This is a genomic window from Rhizobium sp. Root491, assembly GCF_001427205.1.
Lineage (GTDB): Bacteria > Pseudomonadota > Alphaproteobacteria > Rhizobiales > Rhizobiaceae > Agrobacterium > Agrobacterium tumefaciens.
Window position 1 is genome coordinate 730,661 of the sequence record NZ_LMFF01000001.1, and the last position, 26,274, is coordinate 756,934.

The 26,274-nt window shown below is 59.3% G+C and carries 25 protein-coding genes; 7 read left to right on the forward strand and 18 right to left on the reverse strand.

All coding sequences use genetic code 11. The annotated features are described in order from the left end of the window. Positions 1-2: 2 nt before the first annotated feature. Positions 3-1,787 carry an acyl-CoA dehydrogenase gene (locus tag ASD46_RS03700; RefSeq protein ID WP_025592638.1) on the reverse strand — a complete coding sequence of 595 codons (1,785 nt, stop codon included), beginning with the start codon at positions 1,785-1,787 and terminating at the stop codon, positions 3-5. Positions 1,788-2,010: 223 nt separating this feature from the next. On the opposite strand from ASD46_RS03700, the gene ASD46_RS03705 reads away from it, so the two are divergent. Continuing rightward, complete coding sequence (locus tag ASD46_RS03705; RefSeq protein ID WP_025592636.1) at positions 2,011-3,006, forward strand: transporter; 996 nt, start codon at positions 2,011-2,013, stop codon at positions 3,004-3,006. Between the two features lie 103 nt (positions 3,007-3,109). On the opposite strand, the gene ASD46_RS03710 is transcribed toward ASD46_RS03705, so the two are convergent. The 4 genes from ASD46_RS03710 to ASD46_RS03725 all read right to left on the reverse strand — a co-directional run bounded on the left by ASD46_RS03710 (position 3,110) and on the right by ASD46_RS03725 (position 6,839). After that, positions 3,110-3,634, reverse strand: coding sequence for a BA14K family protein (locus ASD46_RS03710; protein WP_025592635.1), 525 nt, complete (start codon positions 3,632-3,634; stop codon positions 3,110-3,112). A 224-nt stretch (positions 3,635-3,858) separates the two neighbouring features. Then, the gene (locus ASD46_RS03715; RefSeq protein ID WP_003511718.1) at positions 3,859-4,323 is read right to left on the reverse strand and encodes a BA14K family protein; all 465 of its coding nucleotides are present in this window, start codon (positions 4,321-4,323) and stop codon (positions 3,859-3,861) included. A gap of 181 nt (positions 4,324-4,504) precedes the next feature. Next, positions 4,505-5,587 (reverse strand): hybrid-cluster NAD(P)-dependent oxidoreductase, encoded by a 1,083-nt coding sequence (locus ASD46_RS03720; RefSeq protein ID WP_025592633.1) that lies wholly within the window; start codon positions 5,585-5,587, stop codon positions 4,505-4,507. Positions 5,588-5,594: 7 nt separating this feature from the next. Further along, the gene (locus ASD46_RS03725; protein WP_013635586.1) at positions 5,595-6,839 is read right to left on the reverse strand and encodes an aromatic ring-hydroxylating oxygenase subunit alpha; all 1,245 of its coding nucleotides are present in this window, start codon (positions 6,837-6,839) and stop codon (positions 5,595-5,597) included. A 332-nt stretch (positions 6,840-7,171) separates the two neighbouring features. Between ASD46_RS03725 and ASD46_RS03730 the strand changes: the two genes are divergently transcribed. From ASD46_RS03730 to ASD46_RS03740, 3 genes are all read left to right on the forward strand, one after another. Further along, complete coding sequence (locus tag ASD46_RS03730; RefSeq protein WP_013635584.1) at positions 7,172-7,780, forward strand: DUF6656 family protein; 609 nt, start codon at positions 7,172-7,174, stop codon at positions 7,778-7,780. A gap of 64 nt (positions 7,781-7,844) precedes the next feature. After that, the gene (locus ASD46_RS03735) at positions 7,845-8,822 is read left to right on the forward strand and encodes an L-threonylcarbamoyladenylate synthase (RefSeq protein WP_025592631.1); all 978 of its coding nucleotides are present in this window, start codon (positions 7,845-7,847) and stop codon (positions 8,820-8,822) included. A 48-nt stretch (positions 8,823-8,870) separates the two neighbouring features. Beyond that, positions 8,871-10,304: an FAD-binding oxidoreductase gene (locus ASD46_RS03740; protein ID WP_035197916.1), complete on the forward strand. Its 1,434-nt coding sequence runs from the start codon at positions 8,871-8,873 to the stop codon at positions 10,302-10,304. 27 nt (positions 10,305-10,331) lie between these two features. Here the strand turns inward: ASD46_RS03740 and ASD46_RS03745 are convergent, their stop codons facing one another. Then, positions 10,332-10,850: a hypothetical protein gene (locus ASD46_RS03745; protein WP_003511706.1), complete on the reverse strand. Its 519-nt coding sequence runs from the start codon at positions 10,848-10,850 to the stop codon at positions 10,332-10,334. A gap of 288 nt (positions 10,851-11,138) precedes the next feature. Between ASD46_RS03745 and ASD46_RS03750 the strand changes: the two genes are divergently transcribed. From ASD46_RS03750 to ASD46_RS03760, 3 genes are all read left to right on the forward strand, one after another. Continuing rightward, entirely contained in the window at positions 11,139-12,296 is a 1,158-nt protein-coding gene (locus ASD46_RS03750; RefSeq protein ID WP_003511704.1) for a PA0069 family radical SAM protein, read from the forward strand. A gap of 337 nt (positions 12,297-12,633) precedes the next feature. Further along, a complete protein-coding gene (locus ASD46_RS03755) occupies positions 12,634-13,287 on the forward strand; it encodes a ribonuclease HII (RefSeq protein ID WP_019564214.1) in 654 nt (217 codons plus the stop codon). 137 nt (positions 13,288-13,424) lie between these two features. Further along, a complete protein-coding gene (locus ASD46_RS03760; RefSeq protein WP_013635580.1) occupies positions 13,425-14,114 on the forward strand; it encodes a hypothetical protein in 690 nt (229 codons plus the stop codon). 218 nt (positions 14,115-14,332) lie between these two features. Here ASD46_RS03760 and ASD46_RS03765 read toward each other — a convergent pair whose 3' ends face one another. The 12 genes from ASD46_RS03765 to ASD46_RS03820 form a co-directional block, all read right to left on the reverse strand. After that, positions 14,333-14,818 carry a F0F1 ATP synthase subunit B gene (locus tag ASD46_RS03765; RefSeq protein WP_003511699.1) on the reverse strand — a complete coding sequence of 162 codons (486 nt, stop codon included), beginning with the start codon at positions 14,816-14,818 and terminating at the stop codon, positions 14,333-14,335. Position 14,819: 1 nt separating this feature from the next. Further along, positions 14,820-15,461 (reverse strand): F0F1 ATP synthase subunit B, encoded by a 642-nt coding sequence (locus tag ASD46_RS03770; protein WP_003511698.1) that lies wholly within the window; start codon positions 15,459-15,461, stop codon positions 14,820-14,822. Between the two features lie 81 nt (positions 15,462-15,542). Next, positions 15,543-15,770 carry a F0F1 ATP synthase subunit C gene (locus ASD46_RS03775; RefSeq protein WP_003494147.1) on the reverse strand — a complete coding sequence of 76 codons (228 nt, stop codon included), beginning with the start codon at positions 15,768-15,770 and terminating at the stop codon, positions 15,543-15,545. Positions 15,771-15,843: 73 nt separating this feature from the next. Further along, positions 15,844-16,593 (reverse strand): F0F1 ATP synthase subunit A, encoded by a 750-nt coding sequence (locus tag ASD46_RS03780; protein WP_003511697.1) that lies wholly within the window; start codon positions 16,591-16,593, stop codon positions 15,844-15,846. A 60-nt stretch (positions 16,594-16,653) separates the two neighbouring features. Next, positions 16,654-17,019 carry an AtpZ/AtpI family protein gene (locus ASD46_RS03785; RefSeq protein ID WP_003511695.1) on the reverse strand — a complete coding sequence of 122 codons (366 nt, stop codon included), beginning with the start codon at positions 17,017-17,019 and terminating at the stop codon, positions 16,654-16,656. A gap of 270 nt (positions 17,020-17,289) precedes the next feature. Beyond that, positions 17,290-18,441, reverse strand: coding sequence for a cell wall hydrolase (locus ASD46_RS03790; RefSeq protein ID WP_025592622.1), 1,152 nt, complete (start codon positions 18,439-18,441; stop codon positions 17,290-17,292). A 146-nt stretch (positions 18,442-18,587) separates the two neighbouring features. Beyond that, complete coding sequence (locus tag ASD46_RS03795; RefSeq protein WP_013635578.1) at positions 18,588-20,507, reverse strand: potassium transporter Kup; 1,920 nt, start codon at positions 20,505-20,507, stop codon at positions 18,588-18,590. 15 nt (positions 20,508-20,522) lie between these two features. Beyond that, on the reverse strand, positions 20,523-21,500 hold the full coding sequence (gene corA / locus ASD46_RS03800) for a magnesium/cobalt transporter CorA (protein WP_013635577.1): 978 nt from the start codon (positions 21,498-21,500) through the stop codon (positions 20,523-20,525). Between the two features lie 338 nt (positions 21,501-21,838). Further along, positions 21,839-22,990 (reverse strand): Mrp/NBP35 family ATP-binding protein, encoded by a 1,152-nt coding sequence (locus tag ASD46_RS03805; protein ID WP_013635576.1) that lies wholly within the window; start codon positions 22,988-22,990, stop codon positions 21,839-21,841. Positions 22,991-23,117: 127 nt separating this feature from the next. Then, positions 23,118-24,341 carry a CmpA/NrtA family ABC transporter substrate-binding protein gene (locus ASD46_RS03810; protein WP_003519038.1) on the reverse strand — a complete coding sequence of 408 codons (1,224 nt, stop codon included), beginning with the start codon at positions 24,339-24,341 and terminating at the stop codon, positions 23,118-23,120. Between the two features lie 78 nt (positions 24,342-24,419). Beyond that, positions 24,420-25,160 (reverse strand): helix-turn-helix transcriptional regulator, encoded by a 741-nt coding sequence (locus ASD46_RS03815; protein ID WP_025592618.1) that lies wholly within the window; start codon positions 25,158-25,160, stop codon positions 24,420-24,422. A gap of 208 nt (positions 25,161-25,368) precedes the next feature. After that, entirely contained in the window at positions 25,369-26,238 is an 870-nt protein-coding gene (locus tag ASD46_RS03820) for an IclR family transcriptional regulator (RefSeq protein ID WP_025592617.1), read from the reverse strand. Positions 26,239-26,274 lie beyond the last annotated feature (36 nt).

The window sequence follows — 26,274 nt, forward strand, 5'->3', positions numbered from 1 at the left end:
CCTTAACCCAGTACGGCGCGGGCGGCGGCAAGGCTTGCTGCACCGGCGATGACGCGATCCCTCAGCGCTGCCGTTTCCGCCAGCAGGTTTTCCGCCGCAAACCGGCAGAGCGATGCGCGATGCGCTCCCCTGCCGTCATCCACCTGGGCCAGGGCGCCCTTGGCAAGATAGGCTCCGGTGAGCGCCAGCCCGAAGAGGCGCTGATAGGGCGTGGCACCGGCGAGCGCGGTTTCGGTTTCGCCCGCTTTCAGGCGTTCCAGCAACCAGTCGGTCGCCGTTTCGAGATCGGTGAGACTCGTTTCGAGATAACGGGCAGTCTCGCCGAGATCGCTGCGGTTCGAGGCAGCAGTTCGGGCGACGATTTCACGCAATTCTGCGATGAAACCGCGCACCTGTGCGCCATTGGAAAGCGGCAGCTTGCGCACCACCAGGTCGATCGCCTGAATGCCGTTGGTGCCTTCGTAGATCGGCGCGATGCGGGCATCGCGCAGGTAACGCGCCGCACCGGTTTCCTCGATGAAGCCCATGCCGCCATGCACCTGAATGCCCATGGAAGCGACATCGACACCGGCATCGGTGGAGAAGGACTTGGCGATTGGCGTTAAAAGAGCTGCGCGCTCCTGCCAGTGGGCGCGTTCAGCCACGTCCTCGGCGGCATGCGCCATATCGATGGCGTGGGCGCAGTTGAAGGAGATGGCGCGCGCCCCTTGCGTCAGCGCTTTCATCGTCAACAGCGTACGGGCGATATCGGGATGCTCGATGATAGGGCTCATGCCCGAACCCTGCCAGCCGGGCGCCTTGCCCTGCGTGCGTTCCCTGGCGTATTCGATTGCCTTCTGTGTCGCCGCCTCGCAGATCGCCACGCCCTGCATGCCAACGGCAAGGCGGGCGTTGTTCATCATGGTGAACATGCAGGCGAGACCCTTGTTCTCCTCGCCGATTAGCCAGCCCAAGGCACCCTTCTCTTCGCCAAACTTTCCGTCCCCGAAGATCATCGTGCAGGTGGGCGAACCGTGAATGCCGAGCTTGTGCTCCAGCGAATGGCAGAAGACGTCGTTGCGGCTGCCCGGCGTGCCATCGTCTTCGGGCAGGAATTTCGGCACGAGGAACAGCGAAATTCCGCGCGTGCCGGCCGGCGCATCCGGCAGGCGGGCGAGAACGAGGTGGATGATATTGTCCGCGGCGTCATGTTCGCCCCAGGTGATGAAAATCTTCTGCCCGAAAATGCGGTAGGTGCCGTCACCATTACGCTCGGCACGGGTTTTCAGCACGCCAAGGTCCGATCCCGCATGCGGTTCGGTGAGGTTCATCGTGCCGGTCCATTCGCCAGAGACGAGTTTGGGAAGATAGATGCGCTTCAGGTCGTTGCTACCGTGGGCAACGAGAGCTTCCACCGCGCCCATGGTGAGCGTCGGCGCAAGCGCGAAAGCCATGGAACCGGAATTCCACATTTCGAGTGCGGCGACATTCAGCATATGCGGCAGGTTCTGGCCGCCGAATTCTTCCGGTGCGGTGAGGCTGTTCCAGCCGGCCTCAGCCCAGCGCCGGTAAAGATCGGCCCAGCCGTCCGGCGTTGAGACCTTGCCGTCGCTCAGCCGCGCGCCCTGTCGGTCGCCTATATCGGCAAGCGGCGCGACCTGCTCGGTGGCGAAACGGCCGGCCTCCTGTAATATGGCATCGACCACATCTTCATCGAGGTCTCCCAGAGCACCTCTGGACAACGCGTCTTGCAGACCCGCCACATGTTTGAGTGTAAAGGCGATATCATCCACCGGCGCGGTATACATGCTGCCTCCTCCCGAAGCTCTTGCCTATCGTGCTGTTGCTTTCGGGCTAAATGATTTTTACGTAAACGTCAATTTGAAAATTCCCGCCTTTTAAGCGGGATTGTTATAAAACTGTCATATGAATTTGCTCAGCATGCGCTGACAGGTGCCGTGCCACCGCTGCCGTTTCCGTCTTGGGGCGACGGACGCCTCCCCTCCCATTCCGCCGGTCAGGACTGCCTTGATGGATCCCATAACGCCCGCTATCCCCGGCCTTGTCTGGGCCTATCAATTCCACCCCGGAACGGCGCCATGCCGGCGGCTTGCGCCCGATGCGGGCTTTGGCGAGATGGCGCAATGCGAGGGCTTCTTCTGGCTGCACCTCAATCTCGCGGATCAGCGGGTGGCGGGCTTTCTCGAAACGATCGATGGTCTCGATCCGGCAGCGCTGGCAAGCCTCACCACCCATGAAACCCATCCGTCCATCACGGTGGATGAAAAGTCACTTTATGGGACGCTGGTCGATTTCCAGCGCGAGTTCGATCAGGAAACGCGTGATTTCGGTTGGCTGCATTTCGCGGTCAGCGACCGTTTCATCATTACCACCCGTCTGCAACCGTTGCGCTCAGTCGACCGGCTGAAAGCGGCAGTCGACAAGAATTCCAACCGCTACCTCACGCCGGCCCATGTCTTCGAAGGCCTCGTCGCGGAATTCCAGCGTTCGCTGATCAGCCTGGTGATGGAAACGACCGAAGAGCTGAACGCCATCGAGGACCTGGTCTATGACAGCGAAAACCGCGACGAGCGGCGGCGGCTTGCGCCGCTCAGGCGCACGGTCGTTCGCCTCCATCGGCATCTGCGCACGGTGCTCACCCTGATGCGGCGGGCGTCTGCCGCCGATGAGGACGAGATGCCTGACGGTTTCGAGGATGTCGCCTCGCGGCTGATGGGCCGCCTCGAGGCCGTCGATCACGATGTCTACGCCCTACAGGAACGCGCAAGGCTGCTGCACGAGGAAATCGATTCCAAGCTCTCGTCCGAAACCAACCGGCATCTTTATATCCTGTCGCTGATGACGGCATTCCTGCTGCCGCCATCGCTGGTCACCGGCTTCTTCGGCATGAACACGGATGAGTTGCCATTTACGGTCGGCACCGGCGGCACGATGGCGGCCAGCATCTTCATCGTGATTTCGGTTATGCTTGCCTGGTTCGTGCTGAAGCGGGCGCGCATTCTGTGAAAACAAAAAGCCGCCCGTATCCGGGCGGCTCGTAATAACTATCAGGCTGGTCAATCCCTACTCCGTCTTGCCGGATGAAGGCCGGAGTGACGGAGTAGTGCTATCAGCTGTAAGGCGAATAGCAGGGCTGGCGTGGGCCATTGTAGGGCTGGAACGTGTTGCTATAGGCATCGTAGGACCGATAACGGCCATAGCACCAGTTCACATGCGCCTGGCTCATGCCGGCACGACGGACCGGACGATATTCGCGGTAGACCGGACGCGGGCGATATTCCGGAACCGGGCGGTAGACTTCGCGCGGCTGCGACAGTGCGCCGCCGATGATCGCGCCCGTCGCAAAGGCTGCGAGCGGGAACCAGTAACCGTCGTGGTGACGATAACCCGGGCGGTAGTCGCGATAACCGCGATGGCCGCCGTACCAGCCGCGGCGTTCGCCGCCCCAGCCGCCACGATAGTCACGATCGCGCCAGTATTGCACATTGACGACATTCTTGCCGGCATCGTTACCCAGGGTCTCGACACTCTTCGGCGCCATCAGCAATGGCATTGCCTCAGCGGGAACAATCGCTCCTGCAACCACGATTGCAGAAAGACCGACAGCCAGGATATTCTTCACATAGCTTCTCATCTGACTTCCTCCATTCACGACGGTCGACAGGCCGTTGCACGTGAATAATAACACCTTTTTCTTTTTATCCAGCCAGTTTGTCGGTGCTGGCTGGAACATCACAGGTTGCAGGCTAGGCGCTTTCGCCTGAACCCAGCATTAACGGCGTTGTCACGCTTCGGTTACCGAAACTCGCCACCCGAAAGCAAAAGCCCGGATCAGATCCGGGCTTTCGAAAGGCGTGCTTAACGGCTGTATGGAGATACACATACACGACGCGGACCGCTGTTCGGCTGGTAGCTGTTATCGTAGGCGCGGTAAGAGCGCCAACGGTTCTGGCACCAGGCAACATGGCTGCCGCCATAGGCCGGTCTCGGCTGCGCCATGGCACCGCCAATGATTGCGCCAGTGGCGAAGGCCGCCAGCGGGAACCACATTCCGTTGTGATAGCGGTAACCCGGACGGCGGTCGCGATAGCCGCGATGGCCGTTATAATATCCGTCCCGCGACGGGCGCGGACGATACATGCGGTCGCCGTATCTACGGTCACCTCGGCGGTCCCATTCACGGTACTGCACCGGCACTACATTCTCGGTTGAGATTGCCGGCTTTGCCATCGGAACAGGCGCCTGGAACGCCTGCGACGGCGTGAAGCTTGTCAGGAACAGGACAACCGCCGTAGCGACGCTCGTCGTGCGGAAATTCATCATGATCTTTCCTCCGTTTGCTGTAGCGCGTTGAACCGCGCTTTCTAACTACTCGGTCTTGTCGGAGGTAGGGGCAGCCCCATTGAAACACCCGAAAAGAATTCGATGACGTGCAAACGAGTTTTAAGACCTTTGGTTCCGGTTCAAAAATAGATTCCCGCATAAGACGCAGGATTTCGTGCGCTCAGGCTTCCACCTTCACGTCGGTCAACGGCCGCGAGCAGCAGGCGAGGATATAGCCTTCATCGATTTCGTCATCGAGAATGCCGCCATTGTGGTTCATCTCCACCTCGCCGGAGAGCTTCAGCACCCGGCAGGTGCCGCAAATCCCCGATTCGCAGGCGGCACCGATGCGCACACCGGCGGCGCGCGCCGTCATCAGAACGGTCTGGCCGGGCTGGCACGGCACTTCCTTGCCGGAAAGCGTAAACCCCACCATCGAGAGTGCTTCGCCATCCGCCACGGTGTGAATACTCTCGCCCACAACAACCGGGGCGGCTGGCGAAAAGCTTTCCTGGTGGTAACGGCTCATGTCGAAGCCGGAAGCATCCAGCATGGAGCGGATGGCGGCCATGAAAGGCTCCGGTCCGCAACAGAACACCGTGCGATCCATGAAATCAGGCGACAGAAGCGCAATCTTGGCCTTGTCGACCATGCCCTTCAAGCCGGACCAGAGATCAGTGCGGCCGCAATTTTCCACGATGAAACCGAGCGACAGTTTCGGCATGAAGCGGGCAAGATATTCCAGCTCGTGACGGAACACGATATCGGATGGCGAGCGCGAGCAATTGATGAAGGCGATGTCACTCTGCGGCGCGCGGTCGCTCATGTCGCGCACCATCGACATCATCGGCGTCACGCCGGAGCCGGCCGAGATGAACAGGTATTTGTCGCCGGGATGCCGTACATAAGAGAAATCGCCGAGCGGGCCGAGCGCCCGGATTTTCATGCCGGGCTTCAGATTGTCGAACATCCAGCGCGTGCCGATGCTGGTGGCCTGCGCCTTGACCGTGACCGACAGCGCATAGGGTCGCGACGGGCTGGAGGACAATGTGTAGGTGCGGTAGAGCGGCTCCTTGCCTACCGGCAACTCCAGTGTCACGAACTGGCCCGGCAGGTAACGGAACCAGTTCTGATCCTCCGACCGGAACAGGAATGTCATCACGTCAGGCGTCTCGGGCGTCACCGAAATGCATTCCAGCAAGTGGAGCTTGTCGCTCCACGGCTTCATCTCGTCTATGTGCTTGTAGGTCACAGCCATATTCATCTTCGCGTTACGCTACTGCCGAAAGGCGGGCCTTGTCGCCCGACAGCCGGTCAACCATGAAATCGGCATACCAGTTGACGAACTGCATCACGCCGCCCTCGTCTTCCATGGAATAGGGGCCGGGCTGGTAAGCGGGCGAGCGGATGCCGAATGCGTTTTCCTCGACGATGCGGCGGTCCTGATCGTTGGTTTCGTTCCAGACGTGCGTGAGATCCTCGAGATCGTAATCCACGCCTTCAACCGCATCCTTGTGCACCAGCCATTTGGTAGTGACCATGGTCTCATTGGCGTTGAGCGGCAGCACGCGGAAGGAAATGGTGTGGTCGCCGAGGAAGTGGTTCCAGGTCGTCGGATAATGGAACAGAAGCAGCGCGCCGATATGGCTGATGCTGACATCATCGGAAAGCGGCCGGCGCACGGCGCGTTTTCCCGACATGGTGTAGCTTTCCGCCTCGCCGATCAGCGGCATGCGGGCAACACGGAACTGGCCTTTCGGATCGATCTTGAAGCGGCTCGGCAGGCCGGCAGCCTCGCAGCGTGCCCAGTGGCCACCGATCTCGGGATCGCTTGCACCACCGTCCGTACCCGTAACGCTCGGGTTTTCAGGATAGGTGCGGCAGAGTTCCGGATGGTTGGCGGCGCAATGGTAGCACTCGCGGTTGTTTTCCCAGACGAGCTTCCAGTTACCCTTTTCGATGATCGTGCTTTCGTGCGCGACCTTGGCTTCCCAGATGCGATGCGGCGCCATGTAGCTTTCGACCTCGGCGCGCATCGGCGCGAAATCGGCGGGCTGGTCTGCCAGGCAGATGAAGACGTAACCGGCAACGGTTTCGCAGTGGACCGGCTTCAGGCCGAATTCAGCCTTGTCGAAATCATCGCCCATATGGCGGGCAAACAGCAGCTTGCCGTCCAGATCGTAGGTCCACTGGTGATAGGGACAGACGAGGCGTGCGGACTGGCCCTTATGAGAAGAGCAGACGCGGGAACCGCGATGGCGACAGGAATTATGGAGGGCGCGAATCTGTCCGTCGCGACCGCGAATGATGACGACGGAATAGGCGCCGACCTGAACGGTGATGTAGTTACCGGCCTTCGGCACTTCGCAATCATGGCCGACAAACAGCCAGTCGCGATACCAGATGGTTTCCATGTCCAGATTGAAATAATCCGGGTCCGTGTAGAAAGACTGTTCCAGGCTGAAGCCTTCGCGGCGGTTCTTCAGCTGACGCAGTACGGTATCACGCAATTCCATGGCCAAATCCTCGATCAAACCGCCCTGCCCCACACCATTTATCGGACTGCGGAAGTGTGATCCCATCTAAACATCAGCGTTCATTTGCGGTAGCGCAGACAGCGACATCGGCTTCCGCATTGGCGACAAATTGCGACATGCGCCAATGGCCGTTGCACGCCATTCCGCTGCGAAATCCGGCAGCTATTCCCCGCCGGAAACAACGTCGCAATATGACGCATGATGTCGCGCAGCTCCCTCTCTACCCGTTAAAAAACGGGGGGTGTGGCGCAACGGAGTTTTAACATGCCCTAAACTATATTGCCTGATCGACAACAACGAGGGCGTTCCGGGTGGAGAAGGCGACACGCATACGTTATTTCGATGCCGGCAAACATTCGGTCACGCCGATACGTTCAAAGACCGCGCATTCGGATTTCCTGCGAACCGGGCGCATCAGCCGCTACGAAGAACGCTGGCTGCCGAGGGAACGCGTCTATTACAGCCATGAAGAAGTGGCGGCGATGACCGGGCGCAAGCTCGAGGCTGCTGCCGACGCCACCCATAGCCGTCTCAATGGCTTTCACCAGTCCATCCGTTTTCCCAAGATGGTTTTCCACCATCTGCTGGATGAGCGGCCGCATCTCGGCTATTGCCATGTCACGGCAGCGAAAACCAGTTTCGACGCCGAGCGCCATGTGCTCTGGTCATTCTATTTCGCGAATTTCTTCGCCGAGTTGAGCGGGGCCGAGAACTTCTTCGAAAACATCGATGCGCGCTATTCGCGGATGTATTTCGCAGTCGCCATCAACGCGCTTCCAAACAAGAACGTCGCCATCGATACCTCCTTCCATCGCGGCGGCCTGCTGTTCCAGACCCACGACCCGCGCGTAGCGCTCAAAAACGTGCTTATGCTCGGCGCCCGCTCGGATGAGATGCGCAAGATCATCAAGGCAATATAAAAGCCACGATAGCGCTTTCCATAAGGCCCTGAAATACGCTATTGACGCCCTGAAAGGCAGCATCATGGCGCGTCATATCGATATCGAAAACGAGCGGGAAACCGCCTTGCAGGCGGCTGTCGAGGAGCTTTCCCGCGGCCAGCCAATCGCCCTGCCCACGGAAACCGTCTACGGCCTTGCTGCGGACGCAACAGATCCGGCGGCCATTGCCCGCATTTACGAAACGAAAGGCAGGCCGCAGTTTAATCCACTGATCTGCCATATGGCCGATATCGCCATGGCCGAACGTTATGCGGTTTTCGATCCCGTGTCGCGACGCCTCGCCGAAGCCTTCTGGCCCGGCCCGTTGACGCTGGTTCTGCCACTGAAACCGGCAAGCGGCATTCACTCACTCGCAACGGCGGGGCTCGATACCGTCGGCATTCGCGTGCCGCAGGGTTTCGCCGGTGATCTGATCCGCCGGTTCGACAAACCTCTTGCTGCGCCCAGTGCCAATAGTTCCGGCAAGATCAGCCCCACCAGTGCGGCCCATGTCGAGGCCGATCTCGGTAACAGGATCAACCTCATTCTTGATGGCGGTGCTGCCTCCGTCGGTGTCGAATCCACCATCGTCAAAGTGGAAGACGACGGGCGGGTGCGGCTGCTTCGTCCCGGCGGCATCGTCACCGAGGAGATCGAGCGCATCACCGGCACCCAGCTCGAACGGCCGGAAAAGGCATCAGCCGCCATCGAGGCACCCGGAATGCTCGCCTCGCATTATGCGCCCGGTGCAGCCGTTCGCCTCGACGCGACGTCCGTTTCTTCCGACGAGGCACTGATCCGGTTCGGCGGCATCGCGGTTGAGGGACAAGAGACGGCCCGTACCGTTCTCGACCTCAGCCCTTCCGGCGACCTTGCCGAGGCGGCCGCCAATCTGTTCGATTATCTCAAAGCAGCCGACGCGAGCGGTGCCGCGACAATCGCGGTCACAACCATTCCCGGCCACGGTCTTGGAGAGGCGATCAATGACCGCCTTTCCCGCGCCGCCGCGCCGCGAGGCTGACGGTACTTCACCATTTCGCCCACCGTTTCAAATGACAGCGAGACGCCAATGACAATCGCAGCCCCCTCCTCCGACATCCTCGACCGCTTCACTGCCATTGTCGGCGAAAAAAACGCGGTGCGCGACGCTGTGGAAATGGCGCCGCGTCTTGTGGAAAATCGCGGGCTTTACCATGGTGCGTCACCGCTGCTGCTCAAGCCCGGCACTGTCGAGGAGGTTGCAGCCATCCTGAAGCTCGCCAGCGAGACCGGCACGCCCATCGTGCCGCAGACCGGCAATACTGGCCTTGTGGGTGGCCAGACGCCGCGTGCTGACGGAACCGACATCATCCTCTCGCTCGAGCGCATGAACCGTATCCGCGACATCGATCCGGTCGCCAATACCATCGTTGCGGATGCCGGTTGCATTCTCGACGACATTCACAAGGCCGCATCGACCGTGGAGCGGATGTTCCCGCTGTCGCTCGGTTCGCAGGGTTCGTGCCGCATCGGCGGTAATCTGGCCACCAATGCTGGCGGCACGGCGGTTCTCGCTTATGGCAATATGCGCCAGCTTTGCCTGGGGCTTGAAGTGGTGCTGCCGACAGGTGAAATCTGGGACGGGCTTCGCCGGCTGAAAAAGGACAATACGGGTTACGATCTGCGCGATCTCTTCATCGGTTCGGAAGGCACGCTCGGCGTTATCACCGGTGCGGTGCTGAAGCTTTTCCCCGTGCCGCTCGGCCATCAGGTGGGTTTTGCCGGTCTTCGATCCACCGACGATGCGTTGAAGCTGTTCGAAATGGCCTCAAACCTCTGCGGCACAGCGCTGACCGGTTTTGAGCTGATGCCGCGCATCGGCGTGGAATTCACCGCCAAACATATTCCCGGCGTGCGCGATCCGCTACAAACGCCGCATGACTGGTACGCGCTCATCGATATCTCCACCTCCGATTCGGCTGAGACGGCTGAAACAATGATGCAATCGCTGTTGGAGCGCGGTTTTTCGGCCGGGCTGGTCGAGGATGCGGTGATCGCTTCATCGGAAGCGCAGCGTCAGGCGCTCTGGCATATGCGCGAAAGCATGTCGGATGCGCAAAAGCCGGAAGGCGGCTCTATCAAACACGACGTTTCCGTTCCGGTGTCGAAGATACCGGAATTCATGGCAACGGCGGAAAAGGCCGTTCTTGCCGCCATTCCCGGCGCCCGCGTCTGCGCCTTCGGCCATCTGGGCGATGGCAACATCCACTACAATATTTCCCAGCCGGTTGGTGCGGACAAAGCTGAATTCATCGGTCGCTGGCGGGATATGAACGAGATCGTGCACGGCATCGTATTGTCGCTCGGCGGCTCGATATCGGCCGAACATGGCATCGGCCAGTTGAAGCGCGACGAGCTGGCCGCGATCAGGCCTGGCATTGAAATGGACCTGATGCGACGCATCAAACACGCCTTTGACCCCGCCGGCATCATGAACCCCGGCAAGGTGATCACCACCCGCTAGGGACAGCAGCTTCATCATCGTTGCAGGTTAGTTGGAAGTTCTCGCCGTCCAGGCGGGAACCAGTTCCGCATTCAGGCGGCGCGGCTTTTGCGCGTGCACGAGCTGTGTCAGGCCCATGCCGGATTTTGCGATCGCCACCGCATGTTTCTTCGGCATCAGGTAGCCGCATTCCAAGGGAGGACGGCGGCGCACTATCCGGCTGAAAAAGGGCCGCTTGTGATACCGGGACGGCGAAAAACGCGCGGGCTCGGCACAGACAGCCACATATTCGAGAATCTCTTCGATCCAGCCGCTCTGCGGACGCGCACCAGGTTCGACCAGCAGGATCCAATGCCCGCGCGCCGAGCGCATGACATCCTCAATATCCCACTGCGCATAAAAACGGCAACCAGCGGCATCGGCGACGCGCGACGATCCATCGCGCGAACCGTGATCGAGGATCACAACGTCGCTTACCAGCCCTTCCACGGCCCCGGTTACAAGCGCAGACAGCGTATGCGCCAGTTCCGGTTCCTGATCCCGGCATTCCATTATGACTGTCAACATATGCATAGCTCTAACGCATCGCACAATAAATTGCCACTGCACTGGATGTCAGAAAATCCGCGACCGTTCAGGCTTAACTCTAACCCACCTTCAGGTGGGATTGACACAAACAAGACCCCGGCCGCGGGTCGGCCAGCTATCGATTTTGCATTTTTTGTTCTTGTAATGTTCTCATTTTTGCGGTAGGAATTTAATCATTCGAAGAGGCAATGAAACGCCGGTTCGAGTGGAAACGGTTTAGGGCGTTGGCTTGCCTTGAGAGGCGTGCGGCACCCTGGGAGCATCCAGATGAGAGACCATACGCTTTCGGGGCAGGCTGCTTTCCAGCCGAGCCATACGCCTGACATTGCCAATGCGTTGGCCGATGCGTCGGGCCTGCGCATCGAGATCGACCGTCGTCGCGGGCGTGGTGCCGGACTTAACCCGGGTGGGCGCTTTGAGGCCCTGCAGCGGGAGGTTTTCGACGATGGCTGGCAGACTCTGGAGGAGCTGCCGGAGTTCCGCACCGAAGTGCAGGTGGAAAAGCCGCGCAGCATCATCAGCCGCAACGAATCGCCTGACATCCCTTTCGACCGTTCCATCAATCCCTATCGCGGCTGCGAACATGGCTGCATCTACTGTTTCGCCCGTCCGACGCACAGCTATATGGGGCTTTCTGCGGGGCTGGATTTCGAGGCGAAGCTTTTCGCCAAGCCGGATGCGGCAAAACTGCTCGAAAGGGAGCTGGCGAAGCCCGGCTACAAGCCTCGCGTCATTGCCATCGGCACCAATACCGACCCCTATCAGCCGATCGAGCGCGAATGGCGCATCATGCGGCAGATACTGGAAGTGCTGGCAAAGGCCGACCATCCCGTCGCCATCGTCACCAAATCGGCCCTGATCAAGCGGGATATCGATATTCTCGCGCCCATGGCCAAGAAAGGTCTCGTCAAGGTTGGTATTTCCGTGACGACGCTGGACCGCAAGCTGGCACGCAGCATGGAACCGCGCGCCGCCACGCCCGAAAAGCGGCTGGAAGCGGTCAAGGCGCTGACGGATGCCGGCATTCCCGTGGCGGTGATGATGGCACCCGTCATTCCCGCACTCAACGATCATGAGATCGAACGCATTCTCGAAGCCGGCAAGGCCGCTGGCGCAACGGAGGCCTCCTACGTGCTGCTGCGCCTGCCGCTGGAGGTCAGCCCCCTCTTCCGCGACTGGCTGCTGCGCAACTATCCGGACCGCTACCGGCATGTCATGTCGCTGGTGCGCTCCATGCGCGACGGCAAGGATTACGATGCGGAATTCGGAAAACGCATGAAGGGTGCTGGTCCCTATGCATGGCAGATAGGCAGGCGTTTCGAAATGGCGACGAAACGGCTTGGCCTCATCCGCCGCGGCATTCACCTGCGCGACGATATCTTCGTGCCGCCGGGAGGTGCCGGCGTGCAATTGTCGCTGCTTTGAAAATATGAGGCCCGCTTGGCCGATCGAGGGCGCAGTACGATGCGTGCAACGATACCCAGCGGTGCAGACACATAAGGAGTGGTGGCCCTTTCCTGTTGACGGGGCCATGCTCTTGACGAAATGCCCGGCGGGTTTTCCCTGGCCCGTCGGACATCACCCCCGGAACCCGCCGCCTCGCGTGCGATCGTTTTTCCTCCGCCGCCCCGTTGGAGGATCAAAGGTCATGACGACCTAAGGGGCACGGTTGGCCACGCCCCTTGACCCGGCTGGCCGCGCCCGTCATCGCCCGCTTCCGGGGGCTTGCAGGAGATCGGGTGTGTGTGCAAGTTTCTGCCGCATGAAACGCCGCACCACACCCGATTCTCCTGCCCTCTTTGATCTCGCCGATACGGGCCCCGATTTCTCCTTCGAACTTGAAGCGAGGAAGAAGGGGCTTTGGCCCGTGGCCGGCACGGATGAGGCAGGCCGGGGGCCTCTCGCGGGACCAGTGGTTGCGGCAGCTGTCATTCTCGATCCCGACAATATTCCTGGTGGTCTTGACGATTCCAAGAAACTGACCAAGCTGAAACGGGAAAGCCTGTTTCTGCAAATCATGGAAACATCGATAGTTTCCGTCGCCTCCTCCGGCCCCGGCCTTATCGACACCATGAATATCCTGCGCGCCAGCCTCGACGCGATGCGTCGCGCCGTACTCGGCCTCGAAATTTCCCCAGCCCTCGTGCTGGCAGATGGCCGCGACAAGCCGCCGGGCATCACCTGCGAGTCGAAGGCCGTCATCAAGGGCGATTCCCGCTCCCTCTCAATCGCCGCCGCTTCGATCATCGCCAAGGTGACCCGTGACCGGATGATGGAACGGGCCGGTGTAGTGCACAGCTCCTATGGTTTCGAAGGCCATGCGGGTTACGGCACACCAGCCCACCTGCGCGCCATAGAAAGCCATGGGCCCTGCCCGCTGCACCGGATGAGTTTCAGGCCGCTGAAGCAGGATTGATCGAAAACCACGATCCTGAAGCGGAGAATGCGGTCTCGCCCCGGATTTCAGCGCCCTGCCATGAGGTGACGATCTACGTCTCCACTGGTAGAATTCTATCTCAATGCGTGGACTTGACGGGCTTTGGGAGAAGAGATTTGGATTTCATGAAACTGTTGAAGTCGCTCGAAGAACTTCTCTACGAGCTGGTTTCATGGCTCCTCTTCTATCCGCTGACAATGTGGCGATCGGTCGTCGCACCGCTCAGCATGATGCGCTACGCCGATAGCGAACTCGCGGATCGGCTCGAGGACCAGTATGACGACACACTGAGCCCACCCCTCTTCCTCCTGATCACTCTGCTATTTTCGCAGGGGCTCTCCGCCTCCCTTCCGACCATTTACGATCCCACATTGGCCGCCCGGGAGCTTGGTTCGGGTTCGAACCTGCTCATAGCGCGTGGCGTTATATTCGGGATTTATCCGCTGTGTATGGCCGTCACGCTTCTGCGGTGGAAGCGGGTGAGGATCACCCGAAACTCCCTGCGTCCGCCGTTCTTCAGCCAATGTTACGTGGCTGCGCCGTTTACATTTGTCCTGGTTCTGGGCTTCGATTTTGCATCCATGCCTCTGGAACATGGCCTTACGTTCGGGCTCACCATTATCGCGCTCGCCACGATCTGGTATGCGCAGGCTCAGATACGATGGCTGATGCAGGATCTCGGCTTGGGCATCGCGAAAGCAGGCCTGGCTTTCAGTGGCGCATTTCTGGTTGCCACCGCTGCAGCTTTTGTACTGGCGGTGCTGATAGCGCTCGAGGCCAAGACAATCTATCCCGCGATCACTTAACAAGCCTCGACAAATTGGCAGCCGCGAATTGCCGGCCAGCATCCAGTCTTCAAAGCCGATGCTTTTGCTCCAAAGGTCGACAGACATCGATAGACACGCTGCAAGCCGGCACCACAGTGTGCAACCGCGAGCCTGCCAACACCGCCCCGGGCTGAGGCATAAAACAAAAAACCCCTCGCGGCGGGCGCCGGAGGGGTTTTGAATAGTCCGAGATGAACTTAGTTCAGCTTCGACTTCACTTCGCCAATGGTGTTGGCGAAAAGTTTGGCCTTTGCGGCAGCGGTGGTCTTTTCGGCAATGAGCTTCTCGGAAGCTGCAATGGCGATGTCCACGGCGGCGGCACGAACGGCGCCGATGGCGTCTTCTTCGGCCTGCTTGATCTTCTGTTCCGACAGGGCCGTGCGGCGGACGACGAATTCTTCCGTCTTCTGCTTGGCTTCGGCGGTCAGGGCGGCCGCTTCGCGTTCGGCAGCGGCAACGATGCCGGCTGCTTCAGCTTCGGCTTCCTTGCGCTTGCGCTGATATTCGGCCAGCAGGTGCTGTGCCTCTTCGCGCAGACGCTTGGCTTCGGCCAGTTCGTCCTGAATGTTCTGTGCGCGCTCGTCCAGGGACTTGGAGAGCATGCCCGGAACCTTGAGATAGGCGATCAGGACGAAGAAAAGGACAAGACCGACAAGAGCGAAAAATGATGCATCAAACGCCATATCAGGCTCCCTTCACAGTCGAAGCGGCTGCAATGGCGGCCTTGACGTCGGCATCCTTGACCTTGGCGCCAACCAGCTGGTCGACGATTGCGGTCGCGGTTTCCTCGGCAATGGCGCCGACATCCGCGAATGCCTGATCCCTGATACCCGCAATGCGCTTTTCGGCGGCGGCAAGCTTCTCGGCAAGTCCGGCTTCGATAGCGACGCGGTCGGCATCGGCTTTCGCCTTGGCGGCGTCACGTGCCGCGGAGCCTATCGAGCTTGCCTTGGCGCGGGCTGCCGCGAGTTCTTTTTCATAGGTTTCGACGGCTGCGTCGGCTTCGCTTTTCAGCCGTGCCGCTTCATCGAGATCCTGTGCAATGCGCCCATGACGGTTTTCAAGAATGCCGCCGACGCGAGGAACGATGACCTTCTGCATGAGCAGGTAGAAAAGGCCGAACGTGATCGCCAGCCACAGGACCTGCGATGCATAAGTAGACTGGTCGAACGGCGGGAAAACGCCGGAAGCACCGTGTTCGGCGCCGTGCGCTACACCGGTTTCCGTGTGCGTGGCTTCCGGTTGCGGCTGGCCGACAGCCGGAGTTTCCGTATGCGTTTCACCTACGGTCGGTGCTGACTGGGCATAAGCCTCGGTCACGAACATGCTCACCTCCAGGGGGACTGCAAATGCGAAGGATCACGGCACGCAATTTGCGCGAGCCGTGATCCAGACCTGATGCCGTTATTAGACAGCGAACAGGAGAAGGAGAGCTACGAGCAGCGAGAAGATGCCCAGAGCTTCCGTAACGGCGAAGCCGAATACCAGACGGCCGAACTGGCTGTCGGCAGCAGAGGGGTTGCGCAGTGCGCCGGAGAGGTAATCACCGAAGATACGGCCGAGTGCGAGGGACGTACCAGCCATGCCGAGGCATGCGAGACCTGCGCCGATGTACTTTGCTGCTTCCGCTTCCATGTGAGACTCCTTGAGATATTGGTTGTTGCGGCTATCTTTTGGCGCCCGTTGCCGGGGCCAGCGACTTTACTTCTCAGTGACCACCATGCACGGCGTCGTTCAGGTACATGCAAGTCAGTACCGCGAACACATAAGCCTGCAGGAAGGCAACGAGAAATTCGAGAGCGGTCATTGCGACCGTCATTATGAGAGGCAGGACTGCACCGCCGATACCGAGCGCGCCGAGCGCACCCATGGAGGCGACGAAGCCTGCGAAAACCTTGAGCGTGATGTGGCCAGCCAGCATGTTCGCGAAGAGACGAACGGAAAGGCTGATCGGACGCGACAGGAACGAAATCATTTCAATTGACGCGACAAGCGGCAACAGCGCCTTCGGCACGCCAGAAGGTGCGAAGATGCCGAAGAAATGCAGACCGTGCTTGTAGAAACCGTAAACGACGACCGTGCCAATGACGAGGCAGGCAAGCGCGAAGGTGACGATGATCTGGCTGGTGACCGTGAAGAAATACGGGAACATGCCGAGAAGGTTCGCAGTCAGCACGAACATGAACAGCGAGAATACGAATGGGAAGAACACCATGCCCTTTTTGCCGGCGCCTTCGCGCAGCATGGAGGCGATGAATTCATAGGACATTTCAGCAACGGACTGCATGCGGGTCGGGATCAGACCGCGGCTCGACGTTGCGAAATAAAGGAAACCGGAAGCGGCGGCCACGGTCGCGACCATGAAAAGCGACGCATTGGTGAAGGAAAAATCGACGCCGCCAATTTCGATCGGAATGATCGGCTGCACCAAGAACTGATGGGTCGGATCGTTTGCCACCGGCTGCCCTCTTTACCTGTCGCCGCTCATGGCGGCATCTCAACTGCAAGAAAAAACAGCTTAAACGCCGTCTTTTCCACCCTCGTCTCGCTTGTCGGCTCTCTCAAGCAGCGGCGGCTTTGCCACCGCGCCCGTGGAGCGCAACACATTCAATACGCCTGCGCAGAAACCGAGAAGAAGAAGAACGATCATCCCCCACGGCGTCGTGCCGACAAAATAGTCCAGAAGATAACCCAGCATAGCGCCGACCACGATGGCCGAAATGAACTCCGATGAGAGCTTCACCGCCATCGCAAAGCCTTTCCGGCTTTCCGCGGCATTGGTCTCCGCCCTCACTTCCGCCTCATCCTCCGCCTTCACCTTTGCCAACTCTTCGGCAAGGCGCTTGCGACGCTCGTCCAGACTATCGTCACGGTTGCCAGTCATCTTAAAATCCCACCCATTTTCTCCGTTCCAGCCATGCCAGAACCCTTTGGAGTTGTAAACGGTGACGGATTAAGCCTGTTCCAGCCCGCTCTGAAGTCGCGCGCAACATAGTTTTAGGGGCTTCGCTAGTCAAGGCACTGGCGAAGCTTGTTTTTTGACAAATTAAATATTTAAAAACAAAGGCTTAACGCCAAATCGCCGTTTGTCGACGATGTTTCCCCCGGGAATCGGCATTTTTGACACGCAAATTGCGACAAATTGGCGGTGGTATCAGCTCCAGCCGCCACCATAGGTTCGATAAAAGACGTGCAAGCCAATCCTGCCGACCTTCTTCATGGATTTTCCCCAGGCGGGACGAACATAGACGGCATGATAGTGAGTCGCCGAGCCCACTTCCGTCAGCCAGATTTTGCCGGCGGTGGTTGCCATGGCCACTTCGCGCGCCATTTTCCAGTGACGTTCGGAATTCACCCGGTCCTTTATATTGTCGCAGGCGAAGGAGAACTGGCAGCGGTTGCGCCAGTCCTTGTTCTGATAAACCACACCGCAGATGGTTTTCGGATAAGCGGGATTGCGCACGCGGTTTAGGATCACCTGTGCCACCGCCGCCTGTCCCTTGACCGATTCACCGCGCGCCTCGAAATAGATGCCGGATGCGAGGCATTGCTGTTCGGCTGCGGAAAACACGGCAGCGGGCAGCGGCGTTGCCGCCCATGCGTGATCGTCCGCGCCGATCAACGGCACGAAGCGGCCGGCCTCCGGCTTTTTCAGAATGGCGTCGAACGGCGATTCACGGGCGAAATCCGGTTCGGCCGGCGCGTAAGCCGTGGCGAGAATATCGGGAGTCCTGTTGGTGACGAGTTCCGCCAGCATCGGAGAGACGCTTTTGTCCGCCTTCTTTTCTTCACGGCGGAAATAGAAGGAGGCAAGTTTGACGTCGCTGCCGCGTTTCGGTTTCACGAAAGCCGTGCGGTCCTTGCGCTTCAGCGGCTCTATATCCAGCATGCTGGTGCGTTCCAGCACGGAACCGGCGGTGAAGGCCTTTGGCGGCTGCATAATTTCGGTTGCGACGATGCGACCCTTCTTGGCGGCACGGTTGACGCGCTCGCTGTCGGGTGTCGTCTCGTCACCCTTCTTGTTGGTGACGAAAGCCACCTTGCGGCCATCGGGCAGGGTCATGCCGCTGCCATGCAGCGCCGCCTCCCCTTCCGCATCGTTAAAGGTGAGCGAGGCATTATGGACAGAGCCTGCCGGAGACGCGGTCAGCACCATGCGCCATTGCTCGCCGCCATTGTCCAGCCCTGCCAGCAGGGAGGCCAAATCCGCGCGTCCGGCAATGGAAGGAAAGACGAGCCAGGCAGCAAGGCCGAAGACAACGGGTGAGGTCCATGCCTGAAGGGACGCAAAGGACCGACGACGCATTACTCTTTTCGAACGCAAAACCAGCACTCCGAACACCAGGAACCATATTTGTTACAGGTGTTCGAGAATCTCTTATTAACCTTGATGCTTGGTTAACGCCGCGCGCGGGCGCGGCTTCACGTTAATGTGTAACCACCTTCTAATAATCAGACGACGACGTGAGACCCGAGTTCCACCACGCGGTTGGCCGGAAGGCGGAAGTAGTCCGAGGGATCGGCGGCCGTTTCGGCAAGCGCGATGAACAGTCGGTTCTGCCAGCCGGGCATGCCCGATTTCGGATCCGGCACCAGCTTGCGACGACCGAGATAAAACGAGGTGGACATGATGTCGAACTTGTAACCCGTGCGCCTGAGGTAACCGAGCGCCTGGGTGACGTTCTGCGTTTCCATGAAGCCGAAATGCAGTTCGACCACGGCAAAACGATCGCTCAACTTCGTCAGTGTGTAACGATTTTCGGGCCGGACGCGCGGCTGGTCTTCCGTGCGGATCGTCAAAATCACGTTCTTGTCGTGCAGGACGTGGTTGTGCTTGAGATTGTGCAGCAATGCAGCGGGTGCGGCATCCGGATCGCCAGTCAGGAAAATCGCTGTGCCGGGCACGCGCACCGGCGCATGGGCGCTTTCCTTTTCCACCGAAGCCACGAAAGCCTTCAGCGGCACATCGCTGCGGCGGGTTTTGGCGAAAAGGATTTTCGAGCCGCGCTGCCAGGTGGTCATGATGATGGTGAAAGCGATTGCCAGCAACACCGGCACGTAGCCGCCATCATGTATCTTGAGCAGGTTTGCACCGAGGAAAATCAGTTCCAGCAGCAGAAGCGGCGCCAGCACGCCAATCGCCAGCCAGATGGACCATTGCCAGCGCTTGCGAACGAATTCGAAGAACATCATGCTGGTGACGACCATCGCGCCGGTAACGGAAATGCCGTAGGCGGTGGCCAGTGCATCCGAACTTTTGAAGGTGAGCACCAGTGCGACGACGCCGAACAGCAGGATGGTGTTGACGGCGGGAAGATAGATCTGCCCGGTATTGGTTTCCGAAGTGAAGAGGATTTCCATGCGCGGCAGATAGCCGAGATGGATCGCCTGACGCACGAGCGAGAACGCGCCTGTTATAACCGCCTGGCTGGCGATGATGGTGGCGGCGGTCGCAAGAATGACGGCCGGCAGGATCGCCCATTGCGGGAACATCAGGTAAAACGGATTGGACATCGCCGCCGGGTCCTTGAGAACCAGCGCGCCCTGACCGAGATAATTCAGCGTCAGTGCCGGGAAAACCAGACAGAACCATGCCCACTGGATGGGACGGCGGCCGAAATGGCCAAGATCGGCATAAAGCGCTTCAGCACCGGTGATCGTCAGGAAAACCGCGCCCAGCACGACGATGCCATAAAAGCCTTCATTGGCGAGAAACTCGACCGCATGCCAGGGGTTGAAGGCATAGAGAATGCCGAAATCATCGGCGATGTGAATGAGGCCGGCCACACCCATGACCAGGAACCAGACAGCGGTGATCGGTCCGAAGAATTTCGCCACCGTTCCCGTACCGTGCGATTGGATCGCGAAGAGGCCGATGAGAATGCAGACGGAGATCGGAATAATAAAGTCGTCCATGGCCGGAGTGACGAGCTTCAGCCCCTCCACCGCCGAAAGCACTGATAGCGCCGGCGTGATCATGGCATCGCCCAGGAACAGGGCTGCGCCGATGAGGCCGAGCACGATGAGAACGCTGCGGTGAGTGCCCGCCGTCTTCATCAACAGCGCCAGAAGCGAGAGTGTGCCGCCCTCGCCGTCATTGTCGGCGCGCAGCAGGAGCGTGATGTATTTGAACGTCACGATGATCGTCAGAGACCAGATCATCAGGGATGTCAGGCCGATGACTTCTTCTCTCGTCACGCCATCATAGGCGATCGGCTTTAGCGCTTCGCGGAAGGCATAGAGCGGGCTGGTGCCGATATCGCCGTAGACGACGCCAATAGAACCAAGGATCGCGGCATAAAGCCCCTTGTTCTGATGCTTGTCATCCGAATCCGGCTTCTCGGTAAAGTCCTTGTCTGCGATTTGAGACATGATGATCCTGGCTCCTTAGAGCCAGCCCTTCCAACGGAAAAAGAGAAACGGGATGATTGCCGACATCAGCATGACGACGAGCGCGAGTGGATAGCCAAACGTCCAGTTCAACTCCGGCATGAGCTGAAAGTTCATTCCGTAAACCGACGCCACCAGAGTGGGCGGCAGGAACACGACCGACGCGATCGAGAAGATCTTGATGATGCCGTTCTGCTCGATGTTGATGATGCCGAGAGAAGCGTCCAGCAGGAATGTCAGATTGCCGGAAACGAAGGAGGCATGTTCGCTCAACGACTGGATATCCCGACCGATCGATTTGCTCTGTTCCCTCGCGTCCTTGTCCTGCTGGACCTGCGCACTTGTGGACAGGAAAGTCTGCAGGCGTGCAAGGGAAGCAAGGCTGTCGCGAACCTTGGAGATCAGCCGGTGATAGGCGGCAATGTTCGTCAGTCGGTCTTCCAGATAACGCGGTGCCTTGCGCTTGCTGCGCGCCTGGCTGCCGAGAAGATCGGCGGCGAGATTGTCGATGCCTGCCACCGAGTTTTCGAGAATTTCCGCCGTGCGATCGACGATGGTTTCCAGCAGTTTCAGCAACAGCGCGGTGCCGCTGCGCATCTCGTGCGGCACGCGGGTGATGGCGGCGGTGAAAAGGTGGAATGATTTCGGCTCGGCATAACGGATCGTCACAAGGCGCTTGCCGGCAAGAATAAAGGCGACATCGGTCAGGCGCGGACCGTCGGAATCTGCCTTCCAAACCAGAGAGGCGGTCATGAAGACGTTGCCATCTTCCATGTAAAGGCGGCTGGAAGGTTCGATATCCTTCAAATCCTCGCGGGTGGGCAGCTCAAGCCCCAGCAGTTTTTCAACATACTGCTCTTCCGTCCTCGTCGGATTGATAAGGTCGATCCAGACGATATCGTCGGGAATCTGTTCACGGCCGTCGTCTGGCGACAGGCTGATCGCCTCGCAGTTGGCGCGATAGGCTTTTATCAATCCGTTTCTCCGGTCCGCATCGCTGGCTTCAGCCGCAATGCTGCTTAACATATCCTGTTCAAGGTCGGCAAACCTTTGGACGACACTTCAGGGAACACCGGAACGAGCGGGATTTTCACATCCCGCCGGACTGACGGACCAAGAACCAAACGGCGCAGGGCTATGCTCCCAAAGCGAGACCCAATCAAGCAATATTTTCTCGCGACAGCATTGCAGGCGATGCATCTCTGGCGTTCAAATGCATCGGCCTTTCCCGAAGCCACCAGTTAACATATTGTTTTTAAAATATATCCAGGCAGGGCGACCGCCCGGCCTTTTTTTCTTCCGCAACCGGTACGTTATTCGAAAACGATTTTCGGGGCGGCTTTTCTTTCGCCCGCACCGATGCGGGCCCAGACTTTTTCCGCAATATCGCGGTAGATGGCGGCCTGCGGACCATCCGGCTCGGCGGCAACCACCGGCGTTCCGGCATCAGACATTTCACGGATGGAAATGGTGAGAGGCACTTCGCCGAGGAACGGCACGCCAATCCGCTCAGCCTCTGCCTTGGCACCGCCATGGCCGAAAATATCATAACGCGCGCCGGTATCCGGTGCGATGAAGTAGCTCATATTCTCGACGACGCCGAGAAGCGGCACTTCCACCTTGCGGAACATGGTGATGCCCTTGCGCGCGTCGATCAGCGCCAGATCCTGCGGCGTGGAGACGATGACGGCGCCGGCGAGCGGCACCTGCTGGGCGATGGTGAGTTGCGCGTCGCCGGTGCCAGGCGGCATGTCGAGCACCAGCACATCGAGTTCACCCCAGGCGACTTCACGCAACATCTGCATCAATGCGGACTGAACCATCGGCCCGCGCCAGATCATCGCCGCTTCCTCATCCACCAGAAATCCCATGGACATGACCTTCAGTCCGTAATTTTCCATGGGAATGATGATGCGGTCTTCCTGCTGCTGCGGGCGTCCTGAAATCTTCAGCAGTCGTGGCAGCGAGGGGCCGTAAATGTCAGCGTCGAGCATGCCAACCTTGAGGCCCAGCGCCTGCAGGCCCAGCGCCAGGTTGACGGCGGTCGTGGACTTGCCGACCCCGCCCTTGCCCGAGGCAACGGCGATGATCGCGCCGACGCCGGGAACGCCGACCTTCGACGAGCCGGGCTGCGCGGCCGGCCGGCCGGTTGCAGCCGCAGGGCGCGCGGGTGCTGGCGCCGGGCGCGCCGGTGCGGGTTGTTGTGTGCCGGGTTTGCGATCCGCTGTCAGCGCGACGACGGCACCGGCGATACCCGGAACGCCCTTGGCGGCCTGTTCAGCCGAAAGCCTCAACGGCTCCATGTCAGCTGCCCTGTCGGCCGGGACGGTAATAGAGAAATAGGCTTTCGCGTCGGCGATGAAGATTTCCGAGACCATGCCAAGCGCCACAATGCTTTTGCCGCTGCCCGGATAGATGACTGCCTCCAAAGCCTTTTCGACCTGGTGCTTGCTGACCTCTGCCATATGTTTACTCCGCTACATCATCCCGCCGGATATGGGCTGCATTCCGCGCCATCCATAGACAAACGCGGCCCGTTCGCCAATGCCAAACCGCAAACAGCGGATCACCGCGACGGTTTATTCGCAGACTTCAGATTTCGTCGTCCATATCAAGCGTTTCCGGATCGAAAACCCGACCATCGAAAAAACAGTCGGGGCCGAGGACAAGACCCGAGCGTGACGCCCCGACATGGACCGGCTCCCGCAACGTGCCTTCCAGCTTCAGGTTCGCGCCCGGCACCGGCACGAAAAGCGGCTTCATCGCCTTGCGGAAGATATCCGGCCGATAGGCATTGCGCGCGGCCTCCACAACGGCTGCATCGAACCGGCGATCGGGGGGGACCTCGCCCCAGCGCAACATCTGGCTGAAGAACCACAGCGCCTGGCTTTGCCAGGGGAAATTGGCGGCCTTGGCGCTTGTTACGAAAAACTCCTGAAAACGCTGCATGTCCCTTTGCGAAGTGGAAATATAGCCCGTCAGCGCCGGAAGCAGGAATTCGCCGTTCTCGTCAATATAATGGGGGGCGGCAAGAATGCCGGTAAGTTCCTCGATATTGGCGGAGTTGGCGCACCATTCGCCGGCGCGATAAAGCGAACGCAGCAAGCCTTCCAGCACAGTGGCGTTCTCTTCCGCCCAGGGCCGCTTCACGGCCAGTATCTTTTCAGGCGCATTGTGCCAGATCAGCGCTCCCGTGGTGACGATCCGCCCGCCGCCACCCAGCACCACAGCGCTGCCCGCCGGTTCGGCGGTACAGAGCGCATCGACCTTGCCGCTTTCCAAAAGTGCCGGCATAGCCTTCGGCAGGGCTTCGACGATTTCCATGTCGCGGCCGAGCAGCACACCGCAGCTTCCGAGCAGATAACGCAACGCATAAAACGGCGTGGACACGATATCCTCGATCGCAAAGACCGGCGGTTTTTCACCCGCCGCCCGGCGCGCGGAACAGACACGGGCCATCGCCCGCCCGAACGCGGCCGGGTCCGGCAGCTTCATGCCCTCCCGGTAAAGCTCGTCGAAAAATCCGTGCGAAACGGTCGTTGCCGATCCGCCAAGGGAAAGAGTGAAGACGCCGACAATATCGGCCGGCAGGTCATCGAGGCCAACCGCGGAACCGACGGGAACCGCGGCAGGCAAATGGGCGATCTGAACCTCGTCCTCGCCAAGTGCTGCAAGCACAGCGCGCGCGGATTGTTTTCGGATGAGTTCCAGTTCTACGCCTTCGTCGGCAGCAAAGCCTTTTTCGGCAGCGGCTATCAGTACGGCGCAATCGACAGTCGGAGAAAACCCCGCTTTTATCCTATGCCGTTCCGGCAAACGATTTCTCCTTCCCGGTGATTCGAAAGAAGGATCGCCCAGGAACCCATTTATCACAATGATAAATTTGCGGTTTCGCTATTTAATCAGACCGACACGGAGCGCCTTTGCGACGGCTTGGGTGCGGTTGACAGTATCGAGTTTTTTCGTCGCACGGTTCAGGTAGTGATTGATGGTATGTTCCGAGAGCATCATGATTTCAGCGATCTCGGCGCTGGTCTTGCCGGCGGCCGTCCAGTTCAGACAATCTATCTCGCGCTCGTTCAATGTCTCGGGAACCCGCAGATCAAGGCGGCGGATTTCAGATAGCCGGGCAAAGATGTGGCTGGAAATGTAAAAAAGTTCCGCTAGCTGGCTGGTGGGCAAAGTCGTTTTGTTACCGGAAAAGGACACCGCTCCCCGCATCGTGGTGATGTCGTGAACGGGAAACCACACCGAATTGATCATATCGAACCGCTCAAAAAGTCCGATGACCGGTTTCTTCGGCGCGTTTTCGTCGCCGCTAACCAGAAAATCCAGGGAGACGGAAAAGGGTGTGGTCGATTTCTTCAACTGCGCCATAACCCGGCTTCTCTGCAGCATGCCCTCTTCATCATAACGCTGCAAAAGCTCGGCCGGCCAGCTGGTGATGATGGTGCATTGCGACAATTCGCTCGCCATTTCGGCCGACAGGTCAAGCACCATGAAGGCCTTGAATCCCCAGGCTTCCGTCAGCCGTTTCAAAAACCGGAATATATCAAATTGCGTGTTGAGACCGGCGATCTCGCGAACGCAATCAACACCAATCGACTGAACGGCGGCCGTCTCTGTTTTCTGCATGAAGCGGTTCTTCAAAAAAGAGAAAATACCGCCGCAAAGGCCTGCCTTCGTGCGGAAATTGCGCGGATGTTACTCGCCAAAATGATTCATGCAAACAAAAGTTGAAACTTAATTCCGAATAATCGAAAATAAGATTTCACTTACACGCATCGCCGCGCGATCTGCCGTTTTTGAAGCGGAAACCAACAGCTTCACGCATCCATTTTTCTCAACCATTCGCAACCGGAGATAATCTGCAGGCAAGTTCCGCCGAAATTTGATCGGCCGTTTCGCGCACCAGAGGACCCCATTTCCGCAGTTGCTCCACATCCACGCGATAGGCTGGGCCGGTGACGGAAATCGCCGCGAGAAAATTGCGCCCCGGCGCCATTACCGGCGCGGCAACGCAGTGAATGCCGATTTCATGCTCCTGAAGGTCGAAACCGTAGCCATTGCTGCGAATGGCGGCCACATCCTGCCCCAGCATTTGCGGGGTTACGATCGTATTTTGCGTGAAGCGGTGGAAGTCCAGCTCTGCGGCAAGTGCAGCGAGATCGTCAGGGGAAAGCATTGACAGCGCGGCCTTGCCCACCCCTGTGCAATAGGCGGGTGATGTCTTGCCCACCTGCGAATGCATGCGCAAAGTATGCTTGCCCTCCATCTTGTCCAGGTAGGTGACTTGCCCGCCGTTCAGAACGGCAAGATGCACGGATTCCTGCGTCGCCTCCTGCAACGCCGCCAGATGCGGCGCGGCAACGCTGCGCAGATCATTGCTGCTCCAGGCCTTGGCGGCCAATTGCAGCAGCCTTAGACCCACGACATAGGTCTGGTCGGCGACATGATCGACCAGACCTTCGGCCACGAGATGGGCGAGCTGGCGGTGCACCGTGCCGCGCGGCTGGCCGCAAGCCTCGACAACGTCGGTGAAGCGCATCGGTTTTTCGGCAAGGGCGATAAGCTCCAGAAGCGAGACGGCCTTACCGAGCGTGCCGGTTACGCTTTCCTTTTTTCGATCCAAGGCAGGAACCACCTCATGCTCGCTGTCATTTGGGTTTTTGTGATCGAGCATGGCAACATCCACCGTCATCTGTCTTGACATAAGCCTATGGCCAAGAGAATAATTCCACTTAGTAAA